At 67.1% G+C, this 18,966-nt stretch carries 15 protein-coding genes and 3 pseudogenes; 11 read left to right on the top strand and 7 right to left on the bottom strand.

All coding sequences use genetic code 11. The features are described from left to right. The first annotated feature begins 1 nt into the window (after nt 1). The 8 genes and pseudogenes from CWT10_RS15015 (at nt 2) to CWT10_RS14980 (ending at nt 7,813) form a co-directional block, all read left to right on the top strand. Complete coding sequence (locus tag CWT10_RS15015; protein WP_128683560.1) at nt 2–220, top strand: hypothetical protein; 219 nt, start codon at nt 2–4, stop codon at nt 218–220. Between the two features lie 340 nt (nt 221–560). Continuing rightward, nucleotides 561–785 (top strand): hypothetical protein, encoded by a 225-nt coding sequence (locus CWT10_RS15010; RefSeq protein ID WP_103063572.1) that lies wholly within the window; start codon nt 561–563, stop codon nt 783–785. A 286-nt stretch (nt 786–1,071) separates the two neighbouring features. After that, nucleotides 1,072–1,771, top strand: a pseudogene (locus CWT10_RS16970) (IS1634 family transposase); the annotation flags it as partial. 49 nt (nt 1,772–1,820) lie between these two features. Continuing rightward, a pseudogene (locus CWT10_RS15000) lies at nt 1,821–3,224 on the top strand (IS256 family transposase). A gap of 37 nt (nt 3,225–3,261) precedes the next feature. Then, nucleotides 3,262–4,142, top strand: a pseudogene (locus CWT10_RS18085) (IS1634 family transposase); the annotation flags it as partial. 1,018 nt (nt 4,143–5,160) lie between these two features. Further along, the gene (locus CWT10_RS14990) at nt 5,161–5,931 is read left to right on the top strand and encodes an ABC transporter ATP-binding protein (protein ID WP_103062913.1); all 771 of its coding nucleotides are present in this window, start codon (nt 5,161–5,163) and stop codon (nt 5,929–5,931) included. Continuing rightward, on the top strand, nt 5,928–7,223 hold the full coding sequence (locus CWT10_RS14985) for a DUF7224 domain-containing protein (RefSeq protein ID WP_103062912.1): 1,296 nt from the start codon (nt 5,928–5,930) through the stop codon (nt 7,221–7,223). Before CWT10_RS14990 ends, CWT10_RS14985 begins: the two co-directional genes overlap by 4 nt. Beyond that, complete coding sequence (locus CWT10_RS14980) at nt 7,220–7,813, top strand: hypothetical protein (protein WP_128683558.1); 594 nt, start codon at nt 7,220–7,222, stop codon at nt 7,811–7,813. Before CWT10_RS14985 ends, CWT10_RS14980 begins: the two co-directional genes overlap by 4 nt. A 166-nt stretch (nt 7,814–7,979) precedes the next feature. On the opposite strand, the gene CWT10_RS14975 is transcribed toward CWT10_RS14980, so the two are convergent. The 3 genes from CWT10_RS14975 to CWT10_RS14965 all read right to left on the bottom strand — a co-directional run bounded on the left by CWT10_RS14975 (nt 7,980) and on the right by CWT10_RS14965 (nt 10,091). Further along, complete coding sequence (locus tag CWT10_RS14975; RefSeq protein ID WP_103062910.1) at nt 7,980–8,369, bottom strand: type II toxin-antitoxin system VapC family toxin; 390 nt, start codon at nt 8,367–8,369, stop codon at nt 7,980–7,982. Between the two features lie 2 nt (nt 8,370–8,371). Then, nucleotides 8,372–8,599 (bottom strand): toxin-antitoxin system antitoxin subunit, encoded by a 228-nt coding sequence (locus CWT10_RS14970; RefSeq protein WP_103062909.1) that lies wholly within the window; start codon nt 8,597–8,599, stop codon nt 8,372–8,374. A gap of 187 nt (nt 8,600–8,786) precedes the next feature. Continuing rightward, on the bottom strand, nt 8,787–10,091 hold the full coding sequence (locus CWT10_RS14965; RefSeq protein WP_233188123.1) for a hypothetical protein: 1,305 nt from the start codon (nt 10,089–10,091) through the stop codon (nt 8,787–8,789). Between the two features lie 247 nt (nt 10,092–10,338). Here CWT10_RS14965 and CWT10_RS14955 point away from each other — a divergent pair, with 247 nt between their 5' ends. Continuing rightward, nucleotides 10,339–11,625, top strand: coding sequence for an adenylosuccinate synthase (locus CWT10_RS14955; protein ID WP_103062908.1), 1,287 nt, complete (start codon nt 10,339–10,341; stop codon nt 11,623–11,625). 88 nt (nt 11,626–11,713) lie between these two features. Here the strand turns inward: CWT10_RS14955 and CWT10_RS14950 are convergent, their stop codons facing one another. From CWT10_RS14950 to CWT10_RS14940, 3 genes are all read right to left on the bottom strand, one after another. Beyond that, the gene (locus tag CWT10_RS14950; RefSeq protein ID WP_103062907.1) at nt 11,714–12,799 is read right to left on the bottom strand and encodes a hypothetical protein; all 1,086 of its coding nucleotides are present in this window, start codon (nt 12,797–12,799) and stop codon (nt 11,714–11,716) included. A gap of 89 nt (nt 12,800–12,888) precedes the next feature. Beyond that, nucleotides 12,889–13,734, bottom strand: a complete 846-nt coding sequence (locus CWT10_RS16955) for an LppM family (lipo)protein (RefSeq protein ID WP_174721973.1) — start codon at nt 13,732–13,734, stop codon at nt 12,889–12,891. Nucleotides 13,735–13,797: 63 nt separating this feature from the next. Further along, nucleotides 13,798–14,571 (bottom strand): LppM family (lipo)protein, encoded by a 774-nt coding sequence (locus CWT10_RS14940; RefSeq protein ID WP_233188122.1) that lies wholly within the window; start codon nt 14,569–14,571, stop codon nt 13,798–13,800. Nucleotides 14,572–14,731: 160 nt separating this feature from the next. Between CWT10_RS14940 and CWT10_RS14935 the strand changes: the two genes are divergently transcribed. Then, complete coding sequence (locus tag CWT10_RS14935) at nt 14,732–16,576, top strand: phosphoenolpyruvate carboxykinase (GTP) (protein WP_103062906.1); 1,845 nt, start codon at nt 14,732–14,734, stop codon at nt 16,574–16,576. Between the two features lie 232 nt (nt 16,577–16,808). Continuing rightward, nucleotides 16,809–17,402, top strand: coding sequence for an isochorismatase family protein (locus tag CWT10_RS14930; RefSeq protein ID WP_103062905.1), 594 nt, complete (start codon nt 16,809–16,811; stop codon nt 17,400–17,402). Between the two features lie 5 nt (nt 17,403–17,407). Here the strand turns inward: CWT10_RS14930 and CWT10_RS14925 are convergent, their stop codons facing one another. Next, complete coding sequence (locus CWT10_RS14925) at nt 17,408–18,889, bottom strand: hypothetical protein (protein WP_103062904.1); 1,482 nt, start codon at nt 18,887–18,889, stop codon at nt 17,408–17,410. Between the last annotated feature and the right edge of the window lie 77 nt (nt 18,890–18,966).

The raw sequence follows: 18,966 nt of genomic DNA, 5'->3' as shown, positions 1-18,966 counted from the left end.
CTTGAAGGCGCCTCAGCGCCGTAGGCCACCGGCGTGGCGGTTGGTGGTGGAGTTCTTCTGGGGACTGCTGTTGGCTAGGGTGGTACTAGGCCTGATTGACGGTGACAACCTGAGGTCGACTGAGGCCTGGCTGACGCCCCGCGTTTGGGGATATCCGCTCTTCTTTGCGGTCGTCGGGGTGTACTCCTACTTGTACTGGGTGCGCCACCGGGATGAATGACAGCTCTGGCCGGGAGAACCATGTGATCCGAGCTTTTGCTCTCCTGTCTACGGTCGACCGCCGTACACAGGAGAGCAAAAGCCCGTGCGGAAGCATAATGGCTCGGGACACGGGTGAGGAGGAGTGGGGGAGAGACAGGCATTGGGTGGCATGCCCCGGTCCCGGCTCGCGCGCAGCGGGCGAACTGCGCTGCCCGGCGACCGTACCCCTCGACTCAGGCATCCGAGCGCAGCCGGCGCTCATCGGTCCTGACTCGCTCGGCGCCGACAGGTCCAAGTTTGCATGGACAGAATCGTGAGGCGCCAAGTAGAATGGAAAGCGTTTATTTAGGAGGTTGCAGATGACTGCTGTCAGTGGACGTTTGCATCGCCGTCGGCCGACGGCGTGGCGGTTGGCTGCGCAGTTCTTCTGGGTGCTGCTGGTAGCCAGAATCATCACGGGACTAACGCTCACCGGGTTGTCTCTTGAATCTTGGTTGACTCTTCGCACTTGGCTCTTCCCGTTGGGCTTCGCGGTCATCGGGGTGTACTCCTACCTGTACTGGATGAGCCACCGTGACGACTGAGCGTCCCGGTGTCTCGGAAGTAGTGGTAACAGCGGGAAAGCCGGCATCCGCCGCTGGTGCGGCGCTCTCGGGCTGCCGTACCTATGATGCAGGTACACGCCTTTTTCCTCTGGTACGAGCTTTTGTGTCCTGATTCGATGGGTGTGCCCGCACGCCAGGGTGCAAAAGCTCCCGACTCGTGCCACTTTTGGTGACATGACGTCGGGGTCGTGGTTTTTCGTTGGTGTGGCGTGGTTGGGTTGGTGGTTGTGGGGCACTAATCCGGTGGCCTGTAGAGTGATGGCGTGTGAGCCCGTTTATTCGGAAGGTGCGTACAGCGTCGGGGGCTACGGCGGTGCAGATCGTGGCCAAGGAGCACGGGGTGCGCCGGATTGTGCAGCACCTGGGCTCAGCCCACAGGTGAGGCGGAGCTGGCGGTCCTGATGGAGGCGGGACGGGAGAAGATCCGGGGCGGCCAGGGTGTGCTGGACCTGGCCGGCCTGACACCTCAGGCCGCCGGCCAGGTCACGCAGGCGGTAGTCGTCGGGCAGCGCTCGGCTCTGCTGTGGGATGTCCTGTGTGCGGCCTACGAGGCCCTGGGGCTGGGTGAAGCGGTGGGTGGGGATGAGGGTTTCAGGCAGATGATGCTGGCCCGGCTGATCGAGCCCACCAGTAAGGAGCAGGTACCCCGGGTGATCTCCGAGCTGGGTGTGCAGCCGGCCTCCAGGAGGACACTGTTCCGCTCGCTGGCGCGCTGCGCGGGCCGCCAGTGGCGGGAACGGATTGCGGACGCCTGCCTGCGGCACGTCACCGGCCGCGGGGATTTGTCCTTGTGTTTGTATGACGTGACGACCCTGTACTTCGAGGCGGAGAAGGAGGACGACCTACGGCGGGTGGGGTACTCCAAGGAACGCAGGGTGGACCCGCAGGTCATTGTGGGGCTGGTGGTGGACCGGACGGGCTTCCCCCTACGTGTCGGCTGCTGGGAGGGCAACAGGGCCGAGACCGGGCGTGTTCAATGGTCTGTGTAAGCCCTGATTGAGAGGACCTACTGTCATGACTGTGACTGACGAGAAGAAGACCGCCCCCTCCGGGACCGTTCCGACTGGTAGTGGTGTGGCCCGGGAGCTAGCCGCCTCTGGTGCGTTGGATGATCTGTTTGAGCAGGTCGAGTCCGGCAAGGTGGAGCTCACCGGTTCTGCCGGTCTGCTGCCGGCGCTGTTGAAGGAGGCGCTGGAGCGGGGCCTGCAGGCGGAGCTGACCGACCACCTGGGCTACGAGAAAGGCGAGCCGGCCAAGGCTGCCCGTGGTAACGCCCGTAATGGCACCACGACCAAGATGATCGATTCGGAGGTGGGCTCCTTCGAGATCGAGGTCCCCCGGGACCGGGCCGGCTCGTTTACGCCCCGCCTGGTGCGTAAGGGCCAGCGGCGCATGGATGGCCTGGACTCGATGATTGTGAGCCTGTACGCGGGCGGCATGACCGTGCGGGAGATCCGCCACCACCTGGAGACCACCCTGGGTGCGGGTGCTGTCGGCCGGGACGATCAGTAAGGTCACCGACGCGGTGTGCGATGCGGTCATGGAGTGGCAGAACCGTCCCCTGGAGGAGTTCTACCCGGTCATCTACCACGGGTGCCATCCGCACCCAGGGTCCGTGCCGACCACCGCGTGACCACCCGGTCAGCCCACATCGCCGTAGGGGACGGGCATGGACGGCTATCAAGCACGTGCTGGGTATCTGGGTGCAGGCCGAGGAGGGCGCTTCGTTTTGGGCGCACGTGTGCGCGCAGCTGGCCAACCGTGGCGTCCAGGACGTGCTGATCGTAGTGGGGGCACCTCCCGCACGAGAGCGCCAGCGCCGCGGGGGAATGCGACGGACTTGTCGGCCTGCCCGAGGCGATCGAGGCGACCTGGCCCGACTCCCTGGTCCAGACCTGCGTGGTGCACCTGATCCGCGCCTCGATGCGGTTCGTGGCCTATGGGGACCGCAAGCAGGTCGCTAAAGCGCTCAAGCCCGTCTACACCGCCCCCAACGAGGAGGCCGCCCTACAGGCCCTGGCCGACTTCTCCGACCAGTGGGGCTCCAAGTATCCCGAGGCGGTGGCGACCTGGGAGAGGGCCTGGGAGCGGTTCACGCCGTTCCTGGCGTTCCCGCCGATGCTGCGCCGGGTCATCTACACAACCAACTCCATCGAGTCCCTGAACTACCAGCTGCGCAAGGTGTCGAAGAACCGGGGACAGTTCCCCTCCGATGAGGCAGCGGTGAAGCTTTTGTGGCTGGCCATCTGCAACATCGAGGACAAGCGCGCCAGAGAACGGGACAAGGAGAAGAACCTACCCGCCAGCAAACGCAAGGCCAAGGGCCGCATGGTCGAAGGACAAGTCACCACCAACTGGAAACAAGCCCTCGCCCAGCTCACCGCCGCCTACCCCGAACGAATCCGCCCCTACCTGTAACAACAACCCGCTTACACAGAAACCTTGACAGGCTCCCGAGACCAGCACGATCGTGCCGATGATCGAGGAGTTCGGGGAGGCGTCGGGGATTGATCACCTGGTCGTGGTGGCGGACGCCGGCATGCTCTCGGCCGGCAACCTTCAAGCCCTCCACCAGGCCGGCTTGGGGTTCATTGTGGGGTCCCGCATGACCAAGGCGCCGGCGGACCTGGAGGCGCACTTCGCCTGGCACGGGGACGCGCTGGCCGACGGGCAGATCATCGACACCATCACCCCACGTAAAGGTTCCATCAGCAGGGAACGCGACAGCGGTCTGCGTGATGAGCCCGTGTGGGACCCTGCCACCCATCCGGGCTCGTGGCGCGCGATCTGGGCCTACAGCGCGCGCCGGTTCGCCCGGCACCAGCAAGACCCTCACCACCCAGGAGAACCGGGCCAGGGCGGTCGTCGCCGGGGATCGGCGTCCCAAGGCCACCCGGTTCGTCACCACCCGCAAGGGCGACCAGGTCCTCGACGAGAAGGCTCTTGCCCGCGCCAAGACACTGGCCGGGCTGAAAGGCTACGTGAGCAACATCCCCGCCGGCATCATGCCCGCCAGTGAGGTGATCGCCTCATATCACGAGCTGTGGCACGTGGAGCAATCCCTTGCGCATGTCCAAGCACGACCTGAAGGCCAGACCCGTCTTCCACCACACCCACGACGCCATCCAGGCCCACCTCACCATCGTCATGGCATCCCTCGCGATAGCCCGCCACCTACAAGCCGCCACCGGCATCAGCATCAAACGACTTATCCGCGAACTGGGACCACTCCAAGAAGTCACCATCACCATCAACGGCCACCACATCACCGCCCAGCCCCAGACCACCCAGACCGCACAGCAAATCCTCGACAACCTAAACACCGCAGGGCACTAAAGTGGCACGAGTCAGGTCGGAGTGGGGTTCACGGTCCTGATGGTCTCGGGTTCTGTGCTGTTGGGCTGGTTTCCGCGGCTAGCCGGAGCGCTGGTAGTCGTTTGTGGCATCGCGGATGAGTTGCTGTCCGCTGGTGTTCTAGTCTCATCGATCGCGTTACATTTGGTTGTGGTGGACTGGTTGTCCCGGCGCTGGGATGCAGCCGTAGTGGGCGCCGTCATAGCACACACACTGATCGGTACTGCTTCCGCTGAGGACCCCGGGTGGTTCCTGCAAGCGCAGGCGTTGTTGATGTCGATCGCTGTGATTGTCGGTATGGCGCTGCGGCAGTACGAACACAGGCTCGCTGAACTGGCGGAGCGGGAGGCCCGGCTGCGCTTGGAGTTTGAGAACGAGGAGCTGCGGGTGCGCTCCGAGATCGCCCTGGCACTGCATGATGAACTGCTCCTCCCGCACCGAACTGGCGGTCAAGGCCAACCGTCTTGGGCTGGTGAAGGACGAGCCGACGTGATGATCGCTCCCGACCAGGCATCAGCGGCGTTGCTGCAGAATGGGCCACCCGCAGGAGACGCATCGGCGCGTTGCCGAGGTTGCAGACATTCATCGATGTCGACGGCGGGACGCTTTGGTGGAAACTTGATTGCGAGGCGAAGGGTCTCCAGGTACGAGAGGAGAATGAAGTGACTGGAGCATCAGTTATCAGGAGGATTCTGCGATTGGCGCTGGTTGCGGCATTGCTGATTCCTGCGGTCGGTGCGGTGACGACGACATCAGCACTTGCTGGTGTCAGCGCGCGTACGCACGGTTGCTATGTGCAATGGTGGAATACGGCCTGGGCCGGGAAGTGCAATCCGGCCGGGTACTCGGGGCAGTACCGCGTGCATGTGGCACGTGCCAACCAGCCGGACTACACTGGGGCTTGGCGCTCGATCACCAAGGGCGCGCGGACTACGTTCGACTCGGGACAGGCATGGAGGCGTGTTCAGGACAGCGGCAACTGGGTGGAGTACCGCGGGTGATGTCTTCGGCAGCCGAGTACTCTCAGACGGTTGCGGTACTGGCGCATGTGTCGCGAGACTTCGGTCGGCTGCAGGCACTCGCCCCGCTCGATTTGGAAGTCGCTGCGGGGCGAGTGCTCGGCCTGCTCGGACCCAACGGCGCCGGCAAGACCACGCTCATGTCGATCATGGCCTGTGAACTGGCGCCAAGCACGGGGACGGTAACGGTCGGCGGCACTACGGTCACCGACGCATCTATCGCTCGCCGGGCCCGCCGCCGGCTCGCGCTGATGCCCCAGCGCCCGGCGTCGGTCCCGGGATTCAGCGCCCTCGACACCGTCGAGTACGCGGCCTGGATCAAGGGCCTCCCCGCACGCGGACGGCGGGAGGCCTGCATGGAAGCGCTCGACCGGGTGGGACTGGCGGCGCAGGCCAAACGACTGCTGCGCACCCTGTCCGGCGGCATGGTCCAACGTGTGCACCTGGCCGCCGCCCTCGTCAGCCGGCCTGCCCTGCTGTTGCTCGATGAGCCAACCGTCGGCCTGGACCCTGCCCAGCGCATCGCCTTCCGCTCCCTGATCGAGGAACTACAAGACACCGCCACGGTGTTGGCCACCCACCTGGTTGAAGACGTGCGCGCCCTCAGCGATGAGCTTCTGGTGCTCGACGCCGGGCACATCCGCTTCCGCGGCACCACCGCCCAGTTGGAGGCTCGGGCGACCCCCGACGCTCCCGGTGACAGCCAACTCGAGCGCGGCTACATGAGCGTGCTCAGTCGGGAGCAGCCATGAGCGGTGTTTTCCGCATCGAACTGCGGCGTTCCATACTGCTGCGCGTGGCGCCCCTGGCCGCAGCAGCGCTGGTGGCCCTGATGCTCGGCGACCGTCACCAGTGGCAGGGCATATGGCCTGAGGCTTCTGCAATCATCACCGCCCCACTGTATTACCTCGGCCCCGCCCTGGCCGGGGCGGCCGCCTGGGAGGTACGCCGCCGCTGCGGGGAACGCGAGTCCCGCAACGGCGCCCATCCCTGGGCCGGGCCGTTGCTGGCCGCCCATCTGCTGGCGGGCGCGGGAGTGATCGCGGTCGGGGCTGCGTGTGCCGTAGTGGTCAACCTATCCGCCTCCGCCCCGGCGGGTTTCCTGTGGCCCTCCTACCTGATCATCGCCCTGGCCGTGATCAGCGAATGCCTGGCCGTCGGCGTCCTGTTGGGCAGACTCGGCGGCCCGGCCTGGTTTGCGCCCGTGGTCGCCGTGCTGGTCTGCTTCCTCAGACTCATCACCACCCAGGGGACGGCCGTGGGCACGCCGGAGAGCCGACTGACTCGAGTGTTCCTCTCAGGCCATGCCTGGGTGGAATTGACGCCCGCAGGAGTAGCGCTTGCCGTCGTCGAAGCGACAGTAGTGGTTGCCGCCGCCCTGGCGCTGCCGAACCTGCTCGCCGCCCTGCGAGCCCGCCGTGAACGCACCGCCTTCCCCTGGTCGCGGCGGATCCGAGCCGCAGTCACCGCGGGCTGTGTGCTATGCGCGCTCGGCGTCGGACTCGTGCTGACCGGTCCGCCGCTGACGGTCGAGCGCGCTATTCCCGAACATCCCGTGTGCACCGATACGCAGCTGCGGCTGTGCGTGTGGCCCGAGGACGCCGCCCGGCTGCCCGCGCTGACCACGCTTGCCGAGCGTGCCGGGGCCCAGGCGGAGGCTCTCGGCCTGGAACTCCCCGACCATGTCAGCGCCTACGGGCTGGAGCCGGGAGCCTCCAACTTCACCATCGAGTCCGACTCCGTCTGGTTCGCCGCCAACGACCTGGCAGGACTGATCGTCTCCTCGGCGGTGCCGGTCGACTGCCTGCCGACGGACGCCGATCCTGGCGCCGCGGCCTTTTACCGGGCCTATGGTGAACTGCAAGGCCTGATCGAATTGCGTTTGCAGGCCGCCGACGCCCGTCCTGCCGGCATGGGGGACACCAGGCAGATCGACCGCGCAGAGATTACGCGCGCGGCCAAGTCCGATCAGGCCACACAGGACGCCTGGATGCAGGAACGTCTCGACACCATGCGTGACAGCGCGGCGGAGCGGTGCCGGTGAGACTCTACGTGCGCTCCCGCCGACTGTTCGCAGCGAGCGCGGTCATGGCGACCCTCGCAGCCATCAGTGCTGCGGTCGGCACCAATACGCTCACGCTGGTCTCCCGCGGCGACCCCGTGGCCGTGCCCTACCTGCTGGTACTCGACGCCTTCATCGCGGTGCTGGCAGTCGGCAGTCTGGCGTCCCCGGTCCCCGCCATGGACCGCGGAGATGTCGGCGTCGTCGCCCGGGCCCGCTGGCTGCACTTGGCGGGCATGGGAGCGCTGGGATTAGTGCTCGTAGCGGCGGCGTCCCTGCCCCGTTCGGCTGTCGTAGCGCTTGAGGCCGGACGCGCCTACCTGGCCTGGCTCGGCCTGGCACTGCTGGCGGCCGGCGTGCTGCGCGAATCCCTGGCCGCGATCGGACCCTTGGCGGGATTCTTCATCATTGCCTGGTTCGGGCACCCGGCGGGAGCGCCAGCGCCGTGGAACTGGGGGCAGGCGCCTGCTGCCGAGGCCGTCTCTTGGCTGACCGCCGTCGGGCTGCTGGCAGTCGGCATGCTCGCCTGTGCCCGCCGCTGGTGCGGCGCTCTCGGGCTGCCGTACCTATGATGCAGGTACACGCCTTTTTCCTCTGGTACGAGCTTTTGTGTCCTGATTCGATGGGTATGCCCGCACGCCAGGGTGCAAAAGCTCGTAGTTTAGGAGCAAGGGGTCGGAACGGGCGGTGAATCCCGTGATGTCCGGGAGGCCGGCCCCGCCGTCGCCGGGCCGGCGGCTACACGGCGATGAGGCGCAGCCCAGGGTCGACGGCGTGCAGGTCGCCCGGGTCCGAGGTCGCCACCGCATGACCATGCTCGCGGGCGTGCAGCACCACATGAACGTCGATGACATCGGGGTGTCCGCCGCGGCCGCATAGCAGCCCCACAGCCCGCGCCGTCACATCGTCCAGTGGGATGACCTGAACCGCGGGGTCGCCGAGCAGGCGGGCGACTCGCGCTTGGCGGGGTCCTCCTCGCCACGCCTGGGCGACGACGCCGGCGGGTACCGCCAGCGCGATCCGGGCCTCGACCGCCCGGCGCAGCAGGGCTCGCATTCTGGCATCGCCGCGCTCAAGCGCCAGCAGCGCCCCCGTGTCCAGGGTCAGGCCCGCGACCTCGCCATCCATGTTCACCCCAGTCCCAGGGCGCGGTCGGCCCAGGCCAGGTCGGCGTCGTCGACCGGGCCCAGCTCGCGGTCCAAGTCATCGAGTAGCTCCGTCAGGCGGTCCTCGCGTTCGGCGCGGGCGACCGCCGCACTGATGTATCCGGACACCGATGCCGCCCGCCCCTGCGCAACCGCGCGCCGGATCGAGCTGACCTGCTCATCGGGGAGGCTTACCGCAATCTTCTGAGTCATACTGGAATCATACCGGTCGGGGTGATGGTTCAGCCGGGGACAGGCGGAGCGGTGGGCGGGGACGTTGTCTGGCCGCCCGGGTGTCCACGGATGAACAGTTTTAGCTGCCCTTCTCCTGGCCAGACCGGCACTAATAGCGCTCTGAAATGGCGGCTACCAGTGCCGGTCTAGTGGAAGGTGCGTGGGCTCAGTGGTTGAGTTCGGCGTCGATCACCGCCATCTCATTGGGTACCACGCTCAGGTCCAGGCTGGAGAGCAGCTTGCCGGTGGAGATCTGCACCAGGTGCAGCTTCTTGGTGGCGTGATCGGTGACGTAGGCGAAGTCGCCGGCCGTCTTCACGTTCGGCCCGGGCTCCTGCCAGTTCTCGTTCTCCGTCCAGGGGGTCACCACATCCACCTGCTTGGTCACCGCGGCTGAGGAGGTGTCAATGATGTTGAGCTTGCCGTCGTAGGTCAGTACCACGCCCTCGCCCGCTTCGCCGCGGCCGAAGGAGCGGAACCAGTAGGCCGAGCCCAGCTCCACGGTCTTGGTGGTGGCGTCGGTCGTGTTGATGATGCCGACCTTCGTGGGGTGCTCCGGCTCGGCGCCGTCCACGGGCTCCACGGTCTTGTAGTCGGTGAGCACGTAAGGGGAGCCGTGGGAGCCAAACTGGTTGCCGCTGCGCTGGTACGTCTCCGGCACCGGCACCTTGTGGAACTGCCCGTCGCGGAATACCACTGAGCCGTTGGTGCAGCCGAAGCTGACCACATCCTCACCCTGTGCGGTGGCCTCACCGTGAACGCCGGGGCAATCGGTGGACTCGGCGCCGATGGAACCGTCGGCCTTGCGCTCATGGACCGTATGACGTTCATCCTCGGTCCCCTCGGTCACCAGGACGCTGCCACTGGTCAGGGGGACGGCGACGCCGTGATGCGGGTCTTTGGTCTGGAAGCTGGTGAGCTCATCCGGGCTGAGCTGGCCGTCCTCCAGGGCATCGGTGTCAAACATGGTGACTGTGCCGGTGCCGTCATCGAACACCGCGGTCTTCCCGGCATTGGTGACGACGTGTCCGGGCTTCTCGGCGGCGATGACGGCGCCGGTGAGTTTCGGGGTGGTCGTGTAGTAATGGTTGTGGTCCCCGTGAGGCGTGACGATCATCCCCAGGTCCAGGACCTCAAAGCCCTCGGAGGAGGAGACGAGCACGTGGCGGCCGTCTCCGGCGGGGTTCAGCCGCAGGAAGCCCTCCTTCTCGATGTCCGCTACGACGGATCCGTCCGAGGTGTCCACGATCTGGATTCCGCCGTCGTAGGTGATCGCGGCGCGCGGGTCTAGGTCGCTGACCTCTACGGGTTTCTCTGAAGCGGACGCGGACGTCTGCGCGCCAGCGCCGTCGGCGGCGTCGGTGGATGCGTCTGATGTCGGCGTGGAAGTATTGCCGCAGGCAGCCACCGACAGTGCGAGTACCGCCGTGGCCGCGAGGGTGCGGACAGGGGAGGGATGACGAGTTCTCATGGTGCAGACGGTAATGATTATCGTTAAGGCGTGCAACTCTGTGTTCCCGCGCCCGCCGGTGTTCCCGCGCCCGCCGGTGTTCCCGCGCCCGCTGGTGTTTCCGCGCCCGCTGGCCGGTCCGCCAATCGACCTCGCCCGAAAACGGCTACGGACGCGGGGTAGGCTGACCTGCGGCGCGCCCAGGCCGCGCCTGTCCCAAGGGGCGCTAAGGAGCACCAAGGGGCACTCACTCAGTCAGGGAGTAGCAATGCCAGCCGTCGTCGTCGTCGGGACTCAATGGGGAGACGAAGGAAAGGGCAAGGCGACCGACCAGCTCGGCCAGGACGTCGACTATGTGGTGAAGTTCAATGGCGGCAACAACGCCGGCCACACGGTGGTGATCGACGGCGAGTCCTTCGCCTTCCACCTTCTGCCCGCGGGCGTGCTCACCCCCGGGGTCACCCCGGTGATCGGCAACGGCGTGGTGGTGGACCTGGAGGTCCTGTTTTCCGAGATCGAGGAGATCACCTCCCGCGGCAAGGACGCCTCCACACTGAAGATATCCGCCAACGCCCACCTGATCCCCTCCTACAACCGGGTCATGGACCGCACCACCGAGCGCTTCCTCGGCGCCCGCCAGCTGGGCACCACCGGCCGCGGCATCGGCCCCACCTACGCGGACAAGATGAACCGCGTGGGCCTGCGCGTACAGGACCTGTTCGACGAGTCGATCCTGCGGCAAAAGGTCCACTCCGCCCTGGACCAGAAGAACAGCCTGCTGCTGAAGGTCTTCAACCGCGCCGCCATCGACCCCGACGCCGTCGCCGACGAGCTGTTGTCCTACGCCGAGCGCGTGCGCCCCATGGTCGTGGACACCTCCCTGCTACTCAACCAGGCCCTGGACGCCGGCAAGACCGTCCTGTTCGAGGCCGGCCAGGCCACCATGCTCGACATCGACCACGGCACCTACCCCTTCGTCACCTCCTCCAACCCGACCGCCGGCGGCGCCTGCACCGGCACCGGCGTGGGCCCCACCCGCATCGACGCCGTCGTCGGCGTGGTCAAGGCCTACACCACCAGGGTGGGCGAGGGGCCCTTCCCCGCCGAGCTCACCGACGCCATGGGCGAGCGGCTGCGCGCCGAGGGCGGCGAGTACGGCGTAACCACCGGCCGCCCGCGCCGCTGCGGCTGGCATGACGCAGTCGTCACCCGCTACGCCGCTCGCGTCAACGGACTCACCGACCTGGTGATGACCAAGCTCGACGTGCTCACCGGGCACGCGACCATCCCCGTATGCGTCGCCTACGACGTCGACGGCGAAGTCACCTTCGAGATGCCGCTGACCCAGACCGACTTCCACCACGCCAAGCCTGTCTATGAGGAGCTGCCCGGCTGGAGCGAGGACATCACTGGCGTGCGCGACTTCGACGACCTGCCGGCCGCCGCCCGCGACTACGTGCTGCGCATCGAGGAGCTCGCCGGCTGCCGCATCTCCGCCATCGGGGTGGGCGCGGGCCGCGAGGCCACCATTACCCGTCACCGACTGCTCGGCTGAGCACGGCGGTGAGTGACGACGACGGGAGTCGCATTCCCAGCAACCGAGCGGTCACCGTGCATGCGCAAACATCCCGGGCGTAGCGAACTCAGCGTGGAGCGTAGGGGTCGCTGGGCGGTTGGTCGTACGGTGGCTGAGGCTCACCCGGCTGGTACGGCTGCGCGGCGCCGTAACCCGGTTGACCGGGCTGAGGCTGGCCCGGCTGGTACTGACCCGGCTGGTACGGCTGAGGCTCACCCGGCTGGTACGGCTGAGGCTCACCGGGCTGGTACGGCTGCGCGGCGCCGTAACCCGGTTGATCCGGCTGGTACTGGCCCGGCTGAGGCTGGCCCGGCTGGTACTGACCCGGCTGGTACGGCTGAGGCTCACCGGGCTGGTACGGCTGCGCGGCGCCGTAACCCGGTTGACCGGGCTGAGGCTGGCCCGGCTGGTAGGCGGCACCGGGGTAGCCGGCCACCTGCGGTGACTTCTTGCTCGCGTTCCGGGAAATGACGAAGGCAACAATGCCACCGATCACCACAAGAACTAGAAGCCCAAGCAGAACCCAGATGATCGGCTTGATGCCGGATGAACCCGTATCAGAGGGAGCGGCGTTGGAGGAGTCGTCTGCGGCCTGGGTGGCGGAGTCCCAACCGGTTGCCTCGAGAGACTGAAGCGTGGCGATATCCTTCCAGCTGGCCTTGTTGCCGGAGACCTTGGCGTTGTCGTCAGCTTCGATGACATCTCCGGGGAAGGTGACGGTCATGGTGGAGGAGTCGTAGTCCTTGAAGTCGGATAAGCCCGTGATCTCAACGATGTAGGTGTTGTTCTGGTGCTTGATGGTGAAGTCGCCGTCGCTGGAGCCCACGACGGGGATGCCGGTCATCTCCAGGATGCAGCTGTTGCCCTCGGTTCTGAGCGTGACGTCGACGTCGTCATCGTGTTCGCCGATGCTCGTGAGGTCGTCGACCTCAAGGACGTCATCCGAGCAATACAGATCGGGTTTTATGCCTTCGAAGCTCATGTTCAGGATCATGTCGGCGGTTTTGTTCTCGTACAGCACGATGTCGAACTGGGCGCTGGAGGTGTCGTCCGCAGCGGCGGTCGGACCCAGCAGCACGGATCCGAGAAGAAGCACGATGCCCGCTGCCGCGCCGGCGACGCGGCGCAGAGGCGATGATGAGAAGAAGTTCATGAGGGGGAGTGTACGGAACTGCACTCCCCCTCATGAATGTTGGGTCGCCTGGTGGTCTCGGCGCGGTTGCAGGCTGCAAGCCGGCTCGGTCAGTGCTGCCCGTTGGGATCGTAGGGCTGCTGCTCCTGCCCTGGCTGCTGCTGGCCGGGCTGGCCGGGTTGCGGCTGCTGGGGCGCCCCGTATCCGGGCTGGCCCGGCTGGCCGGGTTGCGGCTGTGCGACGTAGGGCTGGCCGGGTTGTGGCTGCTGGGGCGCCCCGTATCCCGGCTGGCCGGGCTGATAGGCGGCACCGGGGTAGCCGGCCGCCGGATTGGCCTTCTTCTTGTTCCTGACGACGACGGCGATCACTGCCCCTGCCGCGGCTGCCAGGACCACGACACCGATGATGATCCACGGCAACATGCCCGAACCGGGGGAGTCCTTGCCGACAGCACGGATGGAGCCATTGTCGACGACGTTGTCCCAGCTGACCTTGTTGCCGGAGATCTTGGCGCCGTCATCCGCTTCGGTGACCTTGCCTGGGAAGGTCACTGTCAGAGAGGCGCTGTCATACTCGCTGAAGGTGTCTGAGCGGCCCTCGACGATGTAGTCGCTGTCGACGTGCCTGATGCTTAGATCGCCGTCGGAGTTCTCCACGAACCTGTAGCCGATTAGGCGTACGGTGCAGTGGCCGTCGTCGCGGGAGACGGTTACCTGCTCCGCTTCCTCTTCCTCCCATACACCTTCCGTGCAGACGAGATCAAGGGAGAAGTCATCCATGCCGATGACGAAAGTCATGTCGGCGACATTATCTTCGTGGATCACGATGTCGAAGTTGCCGGTGAGTTCGTTATCCGCGGTGGCGGTCGGGCCGATGAGGACGGATCCGAGTAGGAGCCCGGTACCGGCCACGAGGGCGCCCGCGCGGCGTAGGGAGACTGAGGAGAAGATGCTCATGGGTGGGAGTCTACGGACAGGTCCCTCTTTGGCAACAGCGTGCCGGATGTGAATGGGCGAGAGTCAGTTATGCGAGCGCCGTCGGCGTCGCAGCGCCATCGCGCCCACCGCGGCACCAGCGGCGACCAACCCCGCCACGAACCACCAGCCGTAGCGGTCCCAAATAGACACGCCCTCGCCTGCGACGGCTCTTCCGGAGGCGGTCACGCCGTCGTACAGCAGATCGGCGTCCTCCCAGGTGACGGTGGTGCCCGACACGCGGCCACCGCCGGCGTCCACCACGGCTCCGGGGAAGGTTATCGACACCCGGGCGTCCACAACCTCGTTCAACGACCCTGCTGGAGAGGGGGCCCCGCCCGCGCCGTCCGGCACGCCGTCGGCACCTTCTGCGGCGCCATGAGAATCCGCCGGAGCGGTCCCGTAACCGGCGATTCGCACCACGTACAGATCTCCGTCGCGTACCACCAGCTGGTCCTCCGCCGAGCCGTCGGCCAGGCCAGCGGCGTCGGGAATAGGCACCCCGCTCACACGCACCTGGCAGCCCAGCCCCTCGTCGTCGTCGGCGGACCCGATCCGGGAGGCGGTGACGTTCACGCCGTCGCCGGGGCCGACCAGCGACTGTGAGGCGTACTCCTGGCAGTCGGTGTCCGCGCCGAAGACCGTGCCGGTGGTGTCGCGCATGACCAGATCTACGTCATAGGTGCCCGCGTCGTCCAGATGCATATCCATGTGGGCGGTGCAGGCCGAAAGCGCCAGCGCCGTAGCCCCGAGGGGTAGGAGGCGGCGCAGGTAGGTGGGTACACGGTGAGCGCAGTTGGCGGACGGGTCGGTGGGCACGCCCCGACGCTACACGGCAGCAGGTGTGGCGCGAAACACCGCCCGTGAGAGGGGTCAAGACGCGCACGAGGGACCTTCGGACGTGACCTGGGGCGCCGGATGAGGAAGGATAGGACCCGACCCCGTTGAGTCATGAGAATCAAAAGAAAGAAGGACTCACATGACTGTGTCTGAGCAGGATGTCCGGGCGGCTGCGCCGGCCAACGCCCCCGAGGACGTCATCGCCTTCGCCGTCCGTCTCGCCGAGCTCGGCAAGCCGGAAGACATCTACTTCTGCGACGGATCCGATGAGGAGTGGGATCGCCTGACCACCGAGATGGTCGAGTCGGGCATGTTCGTCCGCCTCAACCCGGAAAAGCGCCCCAACTCCTTCCTGGCGCGTTCGCTTCCCAGCGACGTCGCCCGCGTCGAGTCCCGCACCTACATCTGCTCCGAGAAGGAGGAGGACGCCGGCCCGACCAACAACTGGTACGACCCGGCCAAGATGAAGGAGATCCTCAACGAGAAGTTCGACGGCGCCTACGCCGGCCGTACCATGTACGTGATCCCCTTCTCCATGGGCCCGCTGGGCGGCCCGATCTCCCAACTGGGTATTGAGATCACCGACTCGCCCTACGTGGTGGTCAACATGCGCATCATGACGCGCATGGGCGCCAAGGCCATGGACCTGATCAACGAGGGCCGCACCTGGGTTCCGTGCGTGCACTCCGTCGGTGCTCCGCTGGCCCCCGGCCAGGAGGACACCACCTGGCCCTGTAACGACGAGAAGTACATCACCCACTTCCCCGAGACCAACGAGATCTGGTCCTACGGCTCCGGTTATGGCGGCAACGCCCTGCTGGGCAAGAAGTGCTATGCGCTGCGCATCGCCTCCACCATGGCTCGCCGCGACGGATGGATGGCCGAGCACATGCTCATCCTGCGCCTGACCGATGAGAAGTCCGGCAAGCAGCACCACGTCGCCGCCGCCTTCCCGAGCGCCTGCGGCAAGACCAACCTGGCCATGCTCCAGCCGACCATTCCCGGCTACAAGGTCGAGACCGTCGGTGATGACATCGCCTGGATGCGTCCCGGTGAGGATGGCCGCCTGCGTGCCATCAACCCCGAGGCCGGCTTCTTCGGCGTCGCCCCGGGCACTTCCTACAAGACGAACCCGATGGCCATGGACACCATGAAGTCCAACACCATCTTCACCAACGTCGCCCTGACCGACGACGGCGACGTGTGGTGGGAGGGCATCGACGCCGAGCTGCCGGACCACCTGATCGACTGGCAGGGCAACGACTACACCCCCGCCGACGCCGAGGCGGGTAAGAAGGCCGCTCACCCGAACTCGCGTTTCACCACCCCCGCCGCGCAGTGCCCGATCATCTGCCCGGACTGGGAGGCCCCCGAGGGCGTCGCCATTGACGCCATCCTCTTCGGTGGCCGCCGCGCCACCAACGTGCCGCTGGTCGCCGAGCAGTACAGCCCCGCACACGGCGTGTTCATCGGCTCCGCTGTGGCCTCCGAGGTCACCGCGGCCGCCCTTGACGCCAAGGTCGGCTCCCTGCGCCACGACCCCTTCGCCATGCTGCCCTTCTGCGGCTACCACATGGCCGACTACTGGGGCCACTGGCTCGAAATGCAGGAGCAGCTCGGTGAGAACTTCCCGAAGGTCTACCAGGTCAACTGGTTCCGCAAGGACGCCGACGGCAAGTTCCTCTGGCCCGGTTTCGGCGACAACTCCCGCGTGCTTGACTGGATCGTGCGTCGCTCCGCCGGTGAGGTTGAGGCCATTGAGGGCGTGACGGGCCTGTACCCGAAGCTGGAGGACTTCAACCTCGAGGGCGTGGATGTCGACGAGTCCATCTGGAACCAGATGTACGACATCGACCCCGACGCCTGGGCCGCCGAGATGGATTCCACCGAGGAGTACTACGAGCAGTTCGGTGACAAGGTCCCGGCCGCTATCCGCGAGGAGCTCGCCAAGTTCCGCGAGCGCATCGCCGCCGCCAAGGCCTGATGCCTGAGCGAATGTCTGTGGGCGCCTGAGCGCCTCGGGGTCCCCGGCCCATTGGGTCGGGGACCCCGTCGCATTCGGTGGGCGAAATGTCCAGAATTGGCGGGAACGGCCGCCAATTCTGGACAGTTTGCCGGCCGCATAGGGGCGCCCACAGAACTCAACGGCGGTGGCGCCGCCGGCCGTTAGGCTGCATCCCGTTGTGTCATGACACATGGGTGGATAGATTGGTGTCATGACACCTGTGAACCGGCATCGCGCCCTGATCATCGTGGACGTTCAGCCCACCTTCTGCGAGGGCGGCGCCCTGGCCGTGGCGGGCGGCAACGCGGTCGCCGAGCGGGTGGCCGCCTACGCCGCCGCTCACCGCGGCGACTACGACCTGGTGGTCACCACCCAGGACTGGCACATTGATCCCGGCGAGCACTTCTCCGAGACTCCCGACTTCGTGGACACCTGGCCGCCGCACGGCGTCGCCGGAAGCGCCGAGGCGGAACTGCACCCCGCGCTGGCGGAGTTGGCCCCGGATGTGAGTGTGAAGAAGGGCCGGTACGCCGCGGCCTACTCCGGCTTCGAGGCTGTGGACGAGTCCGGCGCGGGCCTGGACGCGGTCCTGCGTGCCCGTGGCATCGAGGCCCTGGACGTGGTTGGCCTGGCCGAGTCCCACTGCGTGAAGGACACGGCGCTCGACGGCGTGCGCGCCGGTTACCAGGTCCGCGTCCTGACCGACCTGACCGCGCCCGTCAGCGCCGAGCAGGGTGAGGCGGCCCGCACCGCCATGGCCGAGGCGGGCGTGGACCTGGTGCCCTCCGCCCGGGCTGCCGGTTGAGACGGTCAATCCCCCAGCTGGGCACGCGGCGCCCGCCAGATGCCGAAGCGCTCGATCTCGGCGCGCAGTGCCGGCCGTGCGGCGACCTCGTCCCAAGGCAGAAATACGTGCCGCATGCGGTCGTCAACGAGCATCAGCACCTGGCTGTCGGCGTCGTAGCTGGTCAGCTGCAGGCGAGACATGTCGGCCCAGCGCACGGAGGTGTGCCCGGTCAGGCGCCAGGCGCCGTCGTCGTCGCGACGACGCTCCTGCCACAGGGCGGCGAGCGTGTGCTCGCTGACGCGCAGGCCTTCGGGGTGGGCGATGTCGATGCCGCGGTCGGGGTCGTAGGGGAGCGCGACCTCCATGCGGGCGGGCTCTTCGGGCACGTCCCAGACGATGTAGCCGTGGCGCTCGGCCAGAGCGCGGGTGGAGTCGTTCAGGGGCACGTGCACGCCGGCGCGCAGCTGGTCGAAGGCGCTGCGCACCCCGGCGGAGGTCGGATGCAGCTGGGCACTGCGGCCGGTCAAGTGCAAGTGGCGGTCGAGAGCCGCCACTTCCTTCGCCCCGAATTCGTCCAGCGCGGCATCGACGACGGCGTCCGGGATGGGCAACGGGTTGTGGATCAGCTGCTCGACGATTCGGCGCAGCAACATGGGGGTCGGCTCGCGCTCCTCCAGGTAGATGCAGCAGTAGGCGGCGTCGCGCAGCTCCACGATGTTCAATCCGAGGTTGTCGAAGACATTGAAGTCACGCAGGACGCGGATCGACTGGTGGGCCAGGGCGCGCATGGCCACCAGCGTGTTCGCGCCCGGGTTCCCCGTCGCACTCAGCAGGATGCGCCGATCGTCATTGCAGGGCAGCAGAGCGGGGCGGCGGTCGAGGTACACGGGCGGACGCGCTGGGGGCGTGCCGTAGGCGGACTGAGCGGTCCAGCCCACGCCGACCAGGTAGGGGTCGTTGGTGTCGAACACATGCCGGACCTCACCGCGACGCGGATCCAGGCGCGCAAGTAGAGCGCGTACGGCCTGCCAGGCGGCTTCGCCATCGGGAGCGTGGATGCGCAAATTGCCGAGAGTCTGGGTATTGGTCCCGACGTAGGTGGCCAGGTCCCGGTCCCAGACGACCCCGGGTCGGCTGATCGGTGTCGCGTCGGTGTTCAGCAGGCCCGGCTCGGCAAACAGGTCGCCCAGGTGCTCCCAGGCGCGCAGCACGGCCTCGCGGCGCCCCCACACGGCGATGGTGAGGCTGGCCGCATCGAAACCAGCGTTCGCCTCGGGTACGGCAACGTCGCCGACGCCGACCTCCACCGGCCGCTGCAACTCGGCGCGCAGCGCCCCGCACAGGCGCGCCAGGGTGTCGAGCGCTGCGGGCGGCTCGTCGACGGCGCCGTAGTCCAGGCTCACCCCCAGCAGCGCCTGCCCGGGCTCCAGGCCCGCGGTGCGCACCATCCAGTCGTGCCCGGCGAAGGTCTCCCACTCGTGCTCGGGTTCAACGGCGTCGTTCATCTCGGCTCACCTGCCTGACTGCGTGCTTGGGCGTGGACCACGGCCGGGTGCGGTGGGGACGGGCAACCCCGACCGGT

Origin of the sequence: Actinomyces qiguomingii, assembly GCF_004102025.1 — a bacterium.
Classification (GTDB): domain Bacteria; phylum Actinomycetota; class Actinomycetes; order Actinomycetales; family Actinomycetaceae; genus Actinomyces; species Actinomyces qiguomingii.
Note: the sequence above shows the minus strand (reverse complement) of the source record. Positions and strands in the feature narration are given on the sequence as shown.